General features: G+C 65.9%; 15 protein-coding genes. 3 read left to right on the top strand and 12 right to left on the bottom strand.

The annotated features are described in order from the left end of the window. Positions 1-31: 31 nt before the first annotated feature. The 6 genes from erpA to purD all read right to left on the bottom strand — a co-directional run bounded on the left by erpA (position 32) and on the right by purD (position 5,439). Positions 32-454, bottom strand: coding sequence for an iron-sulfur cluster insertion protein ErpA (erpA, locus tag M9921_08515; protein MCO5296886.1), 423 nt, complete (start codon positions 452-454; stop codon positions 32-34). 71 nt (positions 455-525) lie between these two features. Further along, positions 526-1,755 (bottom strand): 1-acyl-sn-glycerol-3-phosphate acyltransferase, encoded by a 1,230-nt coding sequence (locus M9921_08510; GenBank protein MCO5296885.1) that lies wholly within the window; start codon positions 1,753-1,755, stop codon positions 526-528. Beyond that, on the bottom strand, positions 1,752-2,375 hold the full coding sequence (locus M9921_08505) for a hypothetical protein (protein ID MCO5296884.1): 624 nt from the start codon (positions 2,373-2,375) through the stop codon (positions 1,752-1,754). Before M9921_08505 ends, M9921_08510 begins: the two co-directional genes overlap by 4 nt. 2 nt (positions 2,376-2,377) lie before the next feature. Beyond that, positions 2,378-2,860: a GNAT family N-acetyltransferase gene (locus tag M9921_08500; GenBank protein MCO5296883.1), complete on the bottom strand. Its 483-nt coding sequence runs from the start codon at positions 2,858-2,860 to the stop codon at positions 2,378-2,380. Continuing rightward, positions 2,857-4,155 carry an adenylosuccinate lyase gene (purB, locus tag M9921_08495; protein MCO5296882.1) on the bottom strand — a complete coding sequence of 433 codons (1,299 nt, stop codon included), beginning with the start codon at positions 4,153-4,155 and terminating at the stop codon, positions 2,857-2,859. Before purB ends, M9921_08500 begins: the two co-directional genes overlap by 4 nt. 30 nt (positions 4,156-4,185) lie before the next feature. After that, positions 4,186-5,439: a phosphoribosylamine--glycine ligase gene (purD, locus tag M9921_08490; protein MCO5296881.1), complete on the bottom strand. Its 1,254-nt coding sequence runs from the start codon at positions 5,437-5,439 to the stop codon at positions 4,186-4,188. 114 nt (positions 5,440-5,553) lie between these two features. Between purD and M9921_08485 the strand changes: the two genes are divergently transcribed. Continuing rightward, positions 5,554-6,156: a LuxR C-terminal-related transcriptional regulator gene (locus M9921_08485; GenBank protein MCO5296880.1), complete on the top strand. Its 603-nt coding sequence runs from the start codon at positions 5,554-5,556 to the stop codon at positions 6,154-6,156. A 2-nt stretch (positions 6,157-6,158) separates the two neighbouring features. On the opposite strand, the gene dnaB is transcribed toward M9921_08485, so the two are convergent. The 5 genes from dnaB to M9921_08460 form a co-directional block, all read right to left on the bottom strand. Continuing rightward, entirely contained in the window at positions 6,159-7,514 is a 1,356-nt protein-coding gene (gene dnaB, locus M9921_08480) for a replicative DNA helicase (GenBank protein ID MCO5296879.1), read from the bottom strand. A 110-nt stretch (positions 7,515-7,624) separates the two neighbouring features. Next, on the bottom strand, positions 7,625-9,010 hold the full coding sequence (locus M9921_08475) for an MBL fold metallo-hydrolase (protein ID MCO5296878.1): 1,386 nt from the start codon (positions 9,008-9,010) through the stop codon (positions 7,625-7,627). A 94-nt stretch (positions 9,011-9,104) separates the two neighbouring features. Further along, a complete protein-coding gene (locus M9921_08470; protein MCO5296877.1) occupies positions 9,105-9,560 on the bottom strand; it encodes a hypothetical protein in 456 nt (151 codons plus the stop codon). 41 nt (positions 9,561-9,601) lie between these two features. Continuing rightward, entirely contained in the window at positions 9,602-10,543 is a 942-nt protein-coding gene (locus M9921_08465; protein ID MCO5296876.1) for a cation diffusion facilitator family transporter, read from the bottom strand. After that, on the bottom strand, positions 10,530-11,417 hold the full coding sequence (locus tag M9921_08460; protein ID MCO5296875.1) for a hypothetical protein: 888 nt from the start codon (positions 11,415-11,417) through the stop codon (positions 10,530-10,532). The genes M9921_08465 and M9921_08460 overlap by 14 nt, the downstream gene beginning before the upstream one ends. A 65-nt stretch (positions 11,418-11,482) precedes the next feature. Here M9921_08460 and M9921_08455 point away from each other — a divergent pair, with 65 nt between their 5' ends. Further along, positions 11,483-11,794: a hypothetical protein gene (locus tag M9921_08455; GenBank protein ID MCO5296874.1), complete on the top strand. Its 312-nt coding sequence runs from the start codon at positions 11,483-11,485 to the stop codon at positions 11,792-11,794. Between the two features lie 57 nt (positions 11,795-11,851). On the opposite strand, the gene M9921_08450 is transcribed toward M9921_08455, so the two are convergent. Then, complete coding sequence (locus tag M9921_08450) at positions 11,852-12,727, bottom strand: hypothetical protein (GenBank protein MCO5296873.1); 876 nt, start codon at positions 12,725-12,727, stop codon at positions 11,852-11,854. Between the two features lie 89 nt (positions 12,728-12,816). Here M9921_08450 and M9921_08445 point away from each other — a divergent pair, with 89 nt between their 5' ends. Further along, positions 12,817-13,842 (top strand): CapA family protein, encoded by a 1,026-nt coding sequence (locus M9921_08445; GenBank protein MCO5296872.1) that lies wholly within the window; start codon positions 12,817-12,819, stop codon positions 13,840-13,842. The last annotated feature ends 98 nt before the right edge of the window (positions 13,843-13,940 follow it).

Below are 13,940 nucleotides of genomic sequence, written 5' to 3'. Positions count from 1 at the left end.
CGTGGCACCCGGCTCAATACGCACTGCCAAACTAGTGGCAGCCGCAGCCGCCGCAACCGCCGCCGCCGGTGTCGAGGCCTTCCATCGTCTCGTCGTCCGTCGAGAACGAGGAGCCGCATCCGCAGGACTTCGTCGCGTTGGGATTCTCGATCTTGAACCCGCCGCCCAGATGGTCGTCCACGTACTCCACCACCGAGCCGGTCATGTACTTCAGGCTCAGCGAATCCACGTAGATCTTCACACCCTTGTCGTTCAGGACCACGTCGCCCTCTTCGGGCTCGGCGTCGTCCAAGGCCATCCCGTAGGACAGGCCGGAGCAACCGCCTCCCGCAACCCAGACACGCAGCGCCGAATCGGTCTTCTGCTGCTCTTCCATCAGCCCCTTGAGTTCGGCCGCCGCTCGGTCGGAAAGGTTGATCTGTTGCGTCGAGGTCATGTTGTCTTGAATCGCCATGGGTTGGATGCCTCCGGGCTCTCGCCCTCCGGTATTATGCCACCTTTCCTACGCCAACCCCAGGTCGCGCGTCACGGGGTCGGTGCCTGATGCAGCCGGACCAACGCGTCCAGTTCCGCCTGAACGGCGGACTCCAGCGAGGCGGCCACCTCTTCGACCGCCCCGCGGCGATCCGCGCGATACCGCTCCCGAGAGGCCGCCAGGGAGATCGACGGACCGACCCGGACCGCGCACACCGTCGGTCCGCCGAGCAAGCGCCGACCCAACACTTCGACTTCCAGCCGGACGAGGGTGTGGGCCATCCGCTCGTCCGACGGGTCCTCGCCCACGTAACCATCGACGACCGCGATCCAGTTCTGCAGCCGGTCGAGTTCGTGGACGGCGGGAGCGATGTGGGCGCGCGCTTCGCCCCATAGGCGGCGATCGTAAGCGGATGCGCCCTCGGGCGGCCCCGGATCTTCGACGCCGTAGACGGCGTTTAAGACGCGGCGCATCTCCTCTGCAAGCGAACCGCCCCGCAACTCCACGCCGGCGATCCGGGCGGCGTGTTCGAGCTGCGTCCGCTTGAGGACATCCATCCGCTCGGACAGCGGCGTGGCGTCGTCGAACTCCAACCCGAACTGACGCGTGAGCCGGTCGACCACTTCGACACCGATGCGACGCAAACGGTCGTAGCGCGTGCCCTCCCCGGTCTCCAACCCCAGGGCTCGCTCCAAGCGGCCAAGCGACCGGGCGATGGCCGTCCGCTGCGAGCGCAAGAATCGGTATCGCACCGCGATCGGCACCAACACCACGTCCTCAAGGCCGTTCTTCAGGGCCTCCTCCAAACCCCAAAACGCGAGTTGGACCACGCCGGTTTGAAACGGCAGCAGGGTGTCGTTCTGGCTGTACACCTCGCCCTCGGGAAAGACCACGAGGCGTATTCCCGTCCGACCGAGCAACATCCGGGTCGTTTGGAACGAGGCACGGTCCAAGGTCCCGCGCGCGAGGGAGTAGGCGCCCAGGCGCTGCAGCATCCACCCCCAAAGCCCGCCGAAGTAGTCGAACGCCTCCCGGCAGCACACGTAGAAAAACGGCCTTTCCAGCCGCTTGGAGAGCTCGAACAGGACCGCCGGCTCGTTGTTGGTCGGGTGGTTGGGGCAGAGCATGGCGGGCGTCTTGCCCAGAGCCCGAAGCCTTTCGATCGACTCGTCGTCGATCGACAACTCCTGAACACCCCGCGCACGGAGCACCCACAGTGCGACCGAACCGGCGAGCCGAATCCAGGGAGGCGACGGTTTGGGCGGCCGGAACGCGTTCAAAGGCGCACCTCCGGGATGTAGCCGGCTTGAAGCGCGCCCAACGTGGAGGCGGGCGTCAGTGCTCGAACCCTCTCCTCTTCGCACCCGCCCCACGGCACGTAGCCGCCCGCCTTCCATTCCCAAAAGGCGCCTCCCCAGCGCAGGATCGGCGCGTCGGGATCGCGCCGAGTGACGAACATCGCCCCGTTCGGCAGGTTTTCAAGAGCAACGGAGACGCGCCTCTGCCGCCGGCCCTCGAGGCGATCCGTGTGGAGCACGCGGTCGATGGCTTCGACACGGACGTTGGCGGCCATTCCCAGGTGGGGGTTGCCCGCGAGCCACGCCGCTCGAAAGCGGCGAAAGGCCTCTGGCCGGCAAAATGCGCAGGGACGGTGCCCTGCTGCAAGCCCGCAGGCTTCGTCGAAGAAGAAAAGCTCGGTGTAGGTCCCGACCTGCATGACCTCGCGGCGCCACCCGTTGTACTCGAGTTCGCACAGGATCCAGCGCGGGGAAGCCCAACGCCGGGAGCCCATCTCGCGCGGACGGACGCACAGACACCCGCCCCGATTGCCCATGAGGGCCCCGCGCCACGGTGCGGCCACGATTTCGCCGAGCGGGGTGACACGGTTTTGGAGAGGCATGGTCAGTCGAGGTGCTTCGTGCAGAAGTAGGTGATGGACTCTGCATCCGGACCCACACCGTGGAACCCGCACCGCTTGTACACGGCTTGGGCCGGCTCGTTGAGGGCGGCCACTTCCAGGGTGACGCGGGAACACCCGGTCGCCCGCGCGTGGGCCTCGACGGCGTCGATGAGCTGCCTTCCGATGCCGCGGCCCCGGTGATGCGGGTGGACCGCCAAATCGTGGATGTTAAGCACGGGACATCCCGTGAACGACGACATGCCGAAGAAACAGTTGGCCACTCCGACAGGGGTGTTCTGGTCGAAGGCGAGGAACACGACGGCGCCGGGATGGGCCGCCAACATGGAGTCGAGATTCGCCCGCACCTCGGCATCGAGCGGCGCCCCCCGCCCCATCGGGTCCTGGGCGTAGAGGTCGATCAGCTCGATCGCAGCCGCGCGGTCGGCCGCGTCTTGAAGGTCGGCTTGCCGCACGACCACCATCATTGGACCTTCGCGTTGCGCAGGTGGTGTTCGAGGCTGAAAAGCTCCTCGACCTCCCGCGGCGACAGCCGCGCCTGAACGTCGGGATCCGAGGCCACGGAGGCCTTGAAGTCCTCGCCCTCCCACGCCTTGGCCGCGTTGCGTTGCGCCACCTTGTACGCGCCTTCCCTGCTCATGCCCGCGCGGATCAGGGCCACCATCACGTGCTCGCTGAACACCAGATCGCCCATCTTCCGCAGATTGGCGGCCATGTTCTCCGGCATCACGACCAGGCCCTTGACGATCCTCGTCATACGCTGCAGCATGAAGTCCACCAGTTGAAGGGTGTCTGGAAACACGATGCGCTCGAGGGAGGAGTTCGTTAGATCGCGCTCGTGCCACGTCATGATGCTCTCCAGCATCGCGTGCGTGTTGCCGCGGACCACCCGAGCCAACCCGCACACGGTCTCGCTGTTCCAAGGGTTGCGTTTGTGCGGCATGGCGCTCGAACCGGTCTGGCCCTTGGCAAACTCCTCTTGGACCTCGAGGATCTCGGTGCGCTGCAGGTTCCTGAGCTCCGTGGCGAAGCGCTCGAGCGACCCGGCAAGCACCGCCAGGTCGCACAACAGGGCCGCATGTCGGTCGCGCGCGACGATCTGCGTGCTCGCCGGATCGGGGCGCAGGCCGAGGCTCTCACAGATCGAGGCCTCGAGGTTGGGATCGACGTGCGCGTGGATTCCGACGGCCCCGCTGATCTTCCCGACGGCCACCTCCTCGCGCGCCGCCCGCAGCCTCGCCATCGAACGTTCCAACTCGTGCACCCATCCCGTGAGCTTGAAGCCGAACGTGACCGGTTCCGCGTGGATTCCGTGCGTCCGGCCGATGCACGGCGTGTCCCGGTGCGACCGGGCGAGGTTGGCGATGGTGGAGCGAAGCCCCTCGGCGGACTCGAGCAGCACGTCCACCGAGTCGCGAAGCATCATGCCAAGGGCCGTATCGATCGCGTCGTAGGACGTGACGCCAAAGTGGATCCAACGGGAGGGAGTCGTGGAGTCGGGATCGACGGGACCGCCGTTCACGTACTCGCTCACGCATCGCACGAAGGCCATCAGGTCGTGCCGGGTCTCCTGCTCCAGGACGTCGCAGCGCTCGAGGTCGAACCCGGCTCGGCTCCGGATCTGCTCCATGTCCGCCTCGGGAATCACGCCCGCACGCGCATACCCTTCGCAGATGGCCAACTCAACCTCGAGCCAACGCTCGTACTTGGCGTGGCGGGACCAGATGGCGGTCATGGCGGGAGTCGTGTAACGATCGATCATAGGCACCGCGAGGGTACCCCCGAGTCTGGTCTACCGACTCCCGGCTCCCGCGATGTCGGACCGCATCCACGCGCCTTCGAACTCGACGCCCCGGGCGAGTCCGTAAGCGGAGGCGCGCGCCTGTTCGAGCGTATCGCCCGCGGCGCTGGCGCACAGCACGCGCCCGCCGTTGGTGACGAGGACCCCATCGCGCATTGCGGTGCCCGAATGGAACAGCTTCCCGTCTCCAATGGACGGAAGCGTTATCGGAACCCCCTTCTCCACGGCACCCGGGTACCCCCGGGACGCCACGACCACGGAAACCGCGGCGGGCCGGGCCACGGGAACCTCGGGGATCGAACGCCCCCGGGCGACGGCCACCATCGCCTCGGCCAACCCCGCACCCAGACGCATCACGACGCTCTGGATCTCGGGGTCCCCGAACCGGACGTTGTACTCCAGGCAGTACGGGTTCCCGTCGACCAGCATCAAACCGGAAAAGAGAACGCCTCGATAGGCGATCCCGCGCGAGGCCAGGTACCGCAGCAGCGGGGCGACCACGCGCTCCTCTGTCTTTTGGACCAGGGCGGGGCCTACCCAGGACAGGGGACTGGTCGTGCCCATGCCTCCGGTGTTGGGGCCCTCGTCGCCGTCGTGCGCCCGCTTATAGTCTTGGGCGACGGGCAGACTCCAGTACGAGCCGTCGCTGCATAGAGTGAGGAGGCTGAACTCCCGACCCTCCAGGCGCCGTTCGATCACGACCGTCGCCCCAGCGTCGCCGAACTCGCGCTGGACCATCGTGCGCTCGACCGCGTCTTGGGCCTCCTTCAAGGTGGGGCACATCAGCACGCCCTTGCCCAGCGCTTCCCCGCTGGCCTTCACGACCACCTGTTCTCCCGCCTGATACCGAGCCCGTACGTAAGCGTGCGCCTTGAGGGGGTCGACAAAGGTCTCAAAGCTCGCGGTCGGGATGTTCGCGGCGGCCATGGCGGCTTTCGAAAACGCCTTGGAGCCCTCCATGCGCGCCCCGTCCGCGCCGGGTCCCACGACGAAGAAGCCCCCCGCACGAAGGTGGTCGCCCAAACCTGCGATCAGCGGGGCCTCCGGCCCGATCACCACGCAATCGGGCTGGAAGGAGCCACAGAGGGCGAGCATTCCCGCAGCGTCGTCCGTGGCGACGGGCCGGCACTCGCACTCTTCCGCGATGCCCGGGTTGCCCGGAGCGCACAGCACGTCGGCTTCTTGCGCCAGTTTCCAAGCCAAGGCGTGCTCGCGCCCGCCCGATCCGACGACGAGGATCTTCACCCTGCAAAGCTACCCGGACGCCCGCCTGATGCGTCGAGGGTTTTCATGGAGGAGGCTCGCGCGGCCTCGAGGGCGAGTAAGCTTCAAGGAAACACTCCCGACAGGTTCATCGCCATGACGTCCAAATACCGAGCCGAACTCTCCAAGCGCGAGCACGAGATGGTGCGGCTTGCGGCTTCGGGTCTCACCGACAAGGAGATCGCGCGGCATTTGGACATTTCGCCCGCTTCCGTGAACACCTACTGGGTGCGTTGCCGCGAAAAGCTTGGCGTGGGTTCGCGGGCGGCGTGCGTGGCGATCGTCCTCTCTAGTCAAACGGAGCTTGAGCGGCCCAGCCAGTGGGAGCTGCGCTGGACGGCTCTGATCGAAGCCACCTCGCAGTGCGTCATGGTGCTGGACGAGCACCACGTCGTCCGCATGGTGAACCAGGCCTTCGTGAAACTGTTCAAGACTGCGGAGGCGGACATCATCGGTCAATCGCTTCCGCGCGGCGGCGACACGGTCTTCGACGAAAGGGGGCGCCAACTCGCCCCCGACGAGCTGCCGGTCTCCCGTTGCTACGCGACCGGGATGCCCTTGAACGAACGGATCCGAATCGTTCGGCCCGGCGAGCCGGACCTGTGGCTGCAAGTCTGGGTTCGGCCATTGATCTACTCCGACGACCTGCCCACCGAAGTGCTGGCGGTCTTCGAACCGATCGCCCCTACCGGCGATTAGCCCTACTGTTTGAGGTTGAGGAACCGGGCGTAGGAGGGCTGGAATCCCAGCAGCACTTTCCCCGTCGGGCCGTTGCGGTGCTTGGCGATGATGATCTCCGACTCCTCGACCCGCTCGGGATCGTACGGCTGGTCGGCGGTGAGCTCCTTGGCCTTGTAATAGGCCTCGCGGTAGATCATCATCACCACGTCGGCTTCCGCCTCGATGGATCCGGACTCGCGGATGTCGCTGAGTTGCGGGCGCTTGTCTTCGCGCGACTCCACGCTGCGGTTGAGCTGGCTGAGGGCGACGACGGGCACCTGCAGCTCCTTCGCGAGGGCCTTGAGGGAGCGCACGATGTCGCTGATTTCCTGCACTCGGTTCTCCGTCCGGCGGTTGCCCCGCATGAGCTGGAGGTAGTCCACCATGATCAGCGAGAGGCCGCCGTCCTGTTTGAGCCTCCGACACTTGCCGCGCATCTCGAAGGCTGAGATATCCGAGGTGTCGTCGATGTAGATCGGAAGACCGTAGAGCACCTCGCACGCGTCGGCGAGCTTTCGGTAGTCCTCGTGGCTGAGCGAAGTGCGCCGCAAGGCGTGGCTGGTGACTCCACTGATCATCGAGGCGAAGCGGCGGACGAGTTGGCTCGAACCCATTTCCAGCGAGAAGATCGCGACGTTGCCGACGTCCTGCTTCGCCACGTTGAGCGCGAAGTTCAGCACGAGGGCGGTCTTTCCCATCGAGGGCCGGGCCGCGACGATCGTCAAGTCGCCGGGGTAGAAACCCGTGGTCATCTCGTCGAGGTCGTAGAACTTCGTGGGCGTGCCGAGGATCGGCTTCCCCGTTTCGATGATGTTGTCCACGTCGACGAAGAAGTCCTTGGCGAGACTCCGCACGTCGACAAAATCCTTGCCGAGCCGTTTCGAACCCACCTCGAGGAGCACCCGTTCGGCCTCGTTCACCTTCTCGTCCACGTCCCCGTCCGGCGAACGGGCGATGTCTCCGATCTGGTACGCCGCGTCCTCCAACTGCCGCAAGGTCGCCTTCCCCTTGACGATGTCGGCGTAGTGCGACGCGTTGGCGGCGCTGGGCACCGACTCCATGATCTGGACGAGGTACTCGACGCCGCCGGCCGCGGAGATCGCGTTGCGGCTGACCAGCTCGTCTTTGAGCGTCACGATGTCCACGGGTTTGGCGCCGATCAACAACTGGCGCATGGCCAAGAAGATCTCGCGGTGCGCAGGCCGGTAGAAGTCTTCCGGGTTGAGGATTGCGACCACCTCTTCGGCCGCGCGCTCGGAGCGCATCATCGAGCCCAGGGCGCTCATTTCGGCCTCCAGGCTGTGCATCGGAACCAGGGATTCGGGTGTGACTGCCATCGTTGTCTCGGGGTCTGATTATGAGACGAGCGAGCGGCCCGAACCAACGCGCGTTTTCGCGCTGCCCACAAGGGTTTTCCCCGTCCTGCGGAAAGCCCGGGAAGCGGGCCCTAGACCAGCTCGAACCGCTCGCCCTGCTCCGGAATGGCGACGTTCCACCCGAGTTCGGCGACGATCTTCTCCCGGAGAGCGTCTTGCGCAGGGGGTTCGCCATGCACGATGAACGTGCGCTTGGGGGGTGTCTTGAACCCGTGTAGCCAGCGAAGAATCTCCGCCTGGTCCGCATGGGCCGACAGGCTGTTCAGCTTCTCGATCCGCGCGCGGACCTCGACGTCGTGGCCCAGAACGCGCACGCGATCGGCGCCCTCCAAGATATCTCGACCCAAGGTGCCTGCGGCCTGGTAGCCGGTGAACAGGACGGTCGTGTCGGGTTCGTTCAGGCGGCGGAGCAGGTGATGCACGATACGTCCGCCCGTACACATCCCACTTCCGGCGAGAATCACCATCGGCCCCCTGCGCGAGTTCAGCTCCTTGGACTGTTCCCGGTCGCGGACGAACGAGAGGAGGTCGGGCTGGAGCGGGTCGTCGCCACGCTCGAGATAGCCGCGCATGTCGAGGTCGTGCTCGTCCGTGTGCTTTGCGTAGATCGCGGTCGCACTCGTCGCCATCGGGCTGTCCACATAGAAGGGGATTCGCGGGATGCGCCCCTCTTCCTGAAGCTGGTTGATGCGGTAGAGGAGGTCCTGGGTGCGCCCGATCGAGAAGCTCGGCACCAGCACGATGCCCCCGCGCTCCGCCGCTCCCCGGATCACGGACTCAAGAATCGCCTCGACGTCCTCGCTGGCATGAAGCCGGTTCCCGTAGGTGCTCTCCACCACGAGATACTCGGCGAAGTCCACCGGGGTCGGGTCCTTGAGGATGGGCACGTGGTAACGCCCAAGGTCGCCGGACATGAGAATCCGCTCGCCGTTGGAGAAGTACAGCTCGGCGAACGCCGCTCCGAGGATGTGGCCCGCCCGCAGGTAGCGGAAGGTCACTCCCCCGGGCAGTTTGGACATCGTGTCGTACTCGATCGGCTCAAGCCGCTTCAACGCCTCGAAGGCATCGGCCTCGGTGTACAGCGGGAGGGCGGGATGGTGCCTCGAGACGCCGTGCTTGTTCGCGTGGCGGGCGAACTCCTCCTGAAGGCGGCCCGAGTCCGGAAGGCTCAATTTGACGAGGTCGATCGTGGCCGAGGTCGCGTACACGGGACCGGCGTAGCCGTTCGCAATGATCCTCGGAAGATAGCCGATGTGGTCCGTGTGCGCGTGCGTGAGGACGATGGCGTCGATCGAGCTCGGAGGAACGGGAAACGGCTGCCAGTTCCGCTCACGGATCTCTTTGAGGCCCTGAAAGAGCCCGCAGTCCACAAGGATGCGCTTTCCGTTCGTTTCCAAGAGGTGGCGGGAGCCCGTGACGGTGCGCGCCGCGCCAAAGGCCGTGTAGGTGTTCGGCATCAAGGCCAAGTATGGCCCGATTCCCGAATCCCGATTCCCGATTCCCGGTTCCCGTTTCCGATTCCCGATTCCCGATTCCCGATTCCCGTCCCCTTCACCTGAACGGAGGGAACGTGTAGTTCTCCCGGCCCAAGCGGTCGGAGTACACGACGTAGAACGAGGAGGGCTCCCACTCGCCGGCAGTCCGCTCGAGGGTGACCGCCACGATCGGGCGATCCGTTCCTCCCCAAGTCTCCTGCTCCAAGCCGACGGCGATGGCCCTGGCGCGGTCTCCACTCACGGACAGCACCTTGTAGTACACGATCTCCCCGTCGATTTCGGATTCCTCGAAGCCTTTCAGGATGGCGTCGTGCATCTCGTCGCCGTGCGCCGACGTGAGATACTCCGTGTACGCGTAGGGGCCCCCGAGAAGCAGTACGAACAGGATCGACATGTTGCGAAGCGAGTGCATGTCGTTGCGGTTGGCGATCGGCTTCATCGTCATCCAAAGGAAGGTGATGAGCCCCGAGGCGATGAAGCATCCGCCCACATAGAAGATAAAGCCGAACATAGAGTCCCCATAGGGACTATCGGAATCCGCGACCCGAAAGCTCAGGCGCGGCGCTCTTTCTCGGGATCGTAGGGGTCGACGTGGACCACGACGTGCGCGGGCGAAAGCTGCTCCTCGATGCGCCGCTCGATGCGGTCGGCCGCTTCGTGGGCACGCACCAGTTCCCACTCGCGCGGCACCACGATGTGCATGTCCACGAAGCGCACGTCGCCGGACCGGCGCGTCCTCAGCCTGTGGTGTCCCAGCACCGCCTGCTCCTCGACCACGATCGACTCGATCAGCTCGAGTTCGGAGAGCGGGAGCCGCTGATCGATGAGCTGCTGCGTCGACTCCCGGGCAAGTTTCCAGGCCCCACCCAGCATCCAGACCGCCAGGACCAACGCGACGGCCGGGTCCGCCCACGAGGCGCCCGTCATCCGCGTCAACGCGAGACCGACGAGCACGCCGCCGCTCGTAACCGCGTCCACAAGCAGGTGCTGGCCGTTTCCCAGCAGGGCAAGCGACTCCGTGCGGCGCGCAACGCGGAGCACGTAGGCACCGACCAGCGACGCGCCGACCGTCGAGAGGGCGATCAGCCCGAGCGCGAGGTCGAGGTTCTCCACGGGCGCGGGCACGCGCAGACGATGGATCGCTTCGACGACGATGTAACCCACCGCCAAAAAGAGCAGGATCGACTCCCCGAACCCGCCCAGCGCCTCGATCTTGCCATGTCCGTAAGGGTGGTCCTCGTCGGGCGGAACGGACGAGGCGCGCACCCCGTAGGCGGCGATTCCCGCCGCGAGAACGTCCGTCGACGAGTGCACGGCCTCGGAGAGCACCGACACCGACCCCGTCGCCATCGCCACCGCGAATTTGGCGACGCTGAATACAAGGTTGAACGCGAGGCTGACGATCGACGCCCGTCGCTTGGCCCGCTCGTGGGCGGGGTTGGGGCGCCGGGCGGCTTCGCGCGGATTGAGGTTCCCTTCTCTACTTGCGGACAAGAGCGAACACCTCCATTTCCGCCACGCTCCAGAGCGGGGAGCCCGCGACCGGATCGATCGCGATCCGCAACGCCGAACCGCCGTCCTCGGGGACCCGGGCGCAGAAGTCCGAGATGGCCCAGCGCGCCACGCGGTTCTCTTCCGGCTCGTACCAAGTGCCCGCCGGTAGCCCGTTGAGCAGCACCCGGGCGCGCTGCCGGCCATGGAAACGATCGTAGATCTTGCGCAACACCACCGCGAACGCCTCGGCGGGCAGCTCGACGCTCCAGGAGGCGGTGTTCAAGTGGCTTGCAACGGGCGCGACCCTGGATTCACCGTTGGGAAAGAACCCGTCGAGGGGTTCGATGTCGCTCATGTTCTGAACGCGGAATCCGCGCTCCTTCAGGGCCCCTGCATCTGCGATCGAGAAGCGGTCGATGGGAAGCGCCCGAAAGTCTCTCCGCACCACGGTCAGGGTCGCGGCGCACGCCTCCAAAAAGAACGGGATGGGAAGCGAGGAGGCGGGCAGCGGGGCCTCTTCGCGAAGTCCATCCACCTGCAGGGGCCCCTCGCTCGCGAGCACCCATCCCGCACCCTCGAAGGACCCGCGGACGTCGATCCCTTCGGCGAGGTCTGGCAGGGCCTCCAAGCCGCCGCGGAGTATCGAGAGCGTCGAGGGGCCGTCCTCTGCGGTGGCCGCGATCAAGCCGTCCTCGAACGTGCCATCCGCGGCGGCATCGGTCGCCAAGCCCGGCGCCGCGGTTTCGATCTCAAGTCGGCCGCACCCTTCGGCATCGGCCAGGACGCGCCTTCCGAGGTGATCCCGGTAAAGACACCCGCCGGCGTCAAACGCGAACCGCCGCGCGCGGAGCGTGGGGAGAGTGCAGTGAGGCATGGGACCCGGGCGCCCAAAGAACCGATCAAGAAGCCGGCTCGAGCAACCGATGAAATGGTAGCACGATGAGCAATTGGATCGATCGAAACGGACTTCAGGATCACCGGCTTCCCACGGAAAACCTCAAGTGCTGCCCCTTGTGCGGGGTGTTGAACGCGGTGCAGAACGGCGAGTGCTTCGTATGCGGGTGGCGCGGCCAGTTCGACCACGATCCGGAACTGATCGAGGAGTGCCTGTACGAGCTGCTTGAGCGCTGCCCGGAGTTGGCGGGCGCCATCGCCGAACCGATGGCACACGCACCGCGCTCGTGGTGGTCACGCGTTGCGGACAAGGTGCGTCGCGCGCTTTGGCGCCGCTCTCTCGACCTTCGCGTGTAGGGCAGACCGCACGCCCGATGAACGGGCGTGGCACCGTCTCAAGTTCAGCCCCTTGGCTTAGTGTTTGTCCTCGACCAGCGAAAGCGAGGTGGTGCCGGCCGTCTGCATCTCCAGGGTCATCCCCATGTCGGCCATGTCCATCTTCTGGTTGCCCTTCATCTGGACGACCATCTTGCGGGTTCGGCCGTTCCCCTTCTCCATCTGCGCTTCAGCCTGAAGGTCGATCTTGCCGGTGATCTTCATATTGCCCATGGCGAGCGCGCCTTGGGCTTGGGGATTGTCCTTCATCATCTCGGCCATGTCCATGTCGAGGAGCAACGTGCCCTCCATCGAGACCAGCCACACGGGAATCGTCCCATCCATGGCCTCGCCCTTCAGGGTGGCCTTGAGAACGGTGTCCGCATTGCCCATGGCCGGGTTCTTGGGAATCTTGACGTCCCAAGAGTCGCCGACCTTCACTGGGTGATCGGGGAACGAGATGAACATCGTGCCGGACGACGCGTTCATGGAGGCGCCCATCATCCCGGCCGCGGCGCCGACCGGCTTCATGCCGGTGATGCGGTTTTGGCTGTCGATCGTGCCCAGGACCTTCATCTCTTTAGGCATCTCGGGGGTGGGCGCACCGGCCATCCCGGCCATCCCTTCCATGTCGAACTTGAAGTCGGAACTGACCATCTCGAGATCGGCAGTCTGCTTCTCCTTGTCCACCTTGCCGGTGTTGAGGGCCAGCTTCATCCCGGACGTGATCAGCATCTTCTGGTCGCCCATGCCCAGTTGCGAGAGCTGGACCGTCTGGTCGACCTTGGACTCGACTTTGTAAACGTCGGAGGCGCCCTCTCTGAGCTCGCGCCGAAGCACGTGCGCATCCTGTCCCGCCGCCGCCATGCAGGCCGCTGCGACCATCATCCAACTCAAAACTCTCGTGTGTTTCATCTCGGTTCGTCCCGTTCCAGACATTCTACGTTTGAACTGAGGCGAAGGATTCGGCGAAGCCTCGCGGGGCGGAATCGCGTCTCAAAGCTATGCTGGCCACCCTCAGCGTCCTGGCCGCCGGTACATGGACCCTGCTCTTGGGGGGAGACATCATGCTGAACGGCGTTCCTGCCGGATCCGAGCCTCTCAAGGGGATTGCGGCCACCGTGCAGGCGGCGGACGTGGCGATCGCCAACCTGGAGATCCCGCTGACCGGCGCGTCCACGTCGACGAGGCGCAAGACCGTCGCCGAACTGAAGGCGCGCACCCAGTTCATTCTCAAGGCGAATCCGGCGCATGCAGCTCATTTGGCGGATACGGGTTGGGACGCGGTCAGCCTGGGCAACAACCACGCGATGGACTACGGAAACGCGGGTTTGGCCGAGATGCTGCGCACGCTGGGCGCGGCCGGCATCGCTTGGGCGGGCGCGGGCCCGACGCGCCTGGACGCGAAGCGGCCGGCGGTCTTGGAATTCCCCACCCACCCCCGAATCGCGTTCGTGTCGATGCTGGCCTACCGCACCCGGGGCGCCCTTTGGAAGTGCACTCCGGCCACGGCCTCCGGGGCCGGCGTCTTCGATCTCGACCTCGCCGGCGCCGACGACGAAGCGATCCGCGAGCGGACGCGGCGCATCGTTGCCCTCGCCCGGCACGCCGGCGAGTTTGTGATCGTCGCGCTGCACGGGGGAGTGGAGCGCACGTCCGTACCGACCGCCTACCAGGTCAAGATCGCGAGGATGTTCGTGGACGCGGGCGCGAGCGTCGTGGTCGGACATCACCCCCACGTGCTCCAGGGTGCGGAGTTGTACCGCGGGCGTCCGATCCTCTACTCGGTCGGCAACCTCGTCTCGCCCCTGCCCGCCTCGACCGCGCTGTTCCGGCTCACGTTCGACGGGGCACGCCTGGTTCAGTTCGAGGCAGTGCCGTGCCGTATCGCCGGTGGCAAGACGAAGCCGGTGGATCCAGGGCGTGCCGCCCAGCCTGCGGAAGCGTTCGACATCCTGTGTCAGAACGTAAGCAAATCGTTCCCCGCCCCCGAGGCGAAGGCCCTAGGCTCCGCCTGGCGCGCAAAGTAGTGCGCCCCAACCGATTCCCGATTCCCGATTCCCGATTCCCGTCCCCCGATTCCCGTCTCCCGATTCCCGTCTCCCGATTCCCGTCCCCATGCATACTA

The organism is Fimbriimonadaceae bacterium, from assembly GCA_023957775.1.
Classification (GTDB): domain Bacteria; phylum Armatimonadota; class Fimbriimonadia; order Fimbriimonadales; family Fimbriimonadaceae; genus JAMLGR01.
This window is presented reverse-complemented; position numbering and strand designations above follow the sequence as displayed.

Bases quoted from the DNA above. Each gene is read 5' to 3' on its own strand.
- M9921_08475 (MCO5296878.1), bottom strand. From the start codon at position 9,010: ATGCCGAACACCTACACGGCCTTTGGCGCGGCGCGCACCGTCACGGGC.
- M9921_08505 (MCO5296884.1), bottom strand. From the start codon at position 2,375: ATGCCTCTCCAAAACCGTGTCACCCCGCTCGGCGAAATCGTGGCCGCA.
- M9921_08450 (MCO5296873.1), bottom strand. From the start codon at position 12,727: ATGAAACACACGAGAGTTTTGAGTTGGATGATGGTCGCAGCGGCCTGC.
- M9921_08470 (MCO5296877.1), bottom strand. From the start codon at position 9,560: ATGTTCGGCTTTATCTTCTATGTGGGCGGATGCTTCATCGCCTCGGGG.
- M9921_08500 (MCO5296883.1), bottom strand. From the start codon at position 2,860: ATGATGGTGGTCGTGCGGCAAGCCGACCTTCAAGACGCGGCCGACCGC.
- M9921_08455 (MCO5296874.1), top strand. From the start codon at position 11,483: ATGAGCAATTGGATCGATCGAAACGGACTTCAGGATCACCGGCTTCCC.
- dnaB (MCO5296879.1), bottom strand. From the start codon at position 7,514: ATGGCAGTCACACCCGAATCCCTGGTTCCGATGCACAGCCTGGAGGCC.
- erpA (MCO5296886.1), bottom strand. From the start codon at position 454: ATGGCGATTCAAGACAACATGACCTCGACGCAACAGATCAACCTTTCC.
- M9921_08445 (MCO5296872.1), top strand. From the start codon at position 12,817: ATGCTGGCCACCCTCAGCGTCCTGGCCGCCGGTACATGGACCCTGCTC.
- purB (MCO5296882.1), bottom strand. From the start codon at position 4,155: ATGATCGATCGTTACACGACTCCCGCCATGACCGCCATCTGGTCCCGC.
- M9921_08485 (MCO5296880.1), top strand. From the start codon at position 5,554: ATGACGTCCAAATACCGAGCCGAACTCTCCAAGCGCGAGCACGAGATG.
- M9921_08460 (MCO5296875.1), bottom strand. From the start codon at position 11,417: ATGCCTCACTGCACTCTCCCCACGCTCCGCGCGCGGCGGTTCGCGTTT.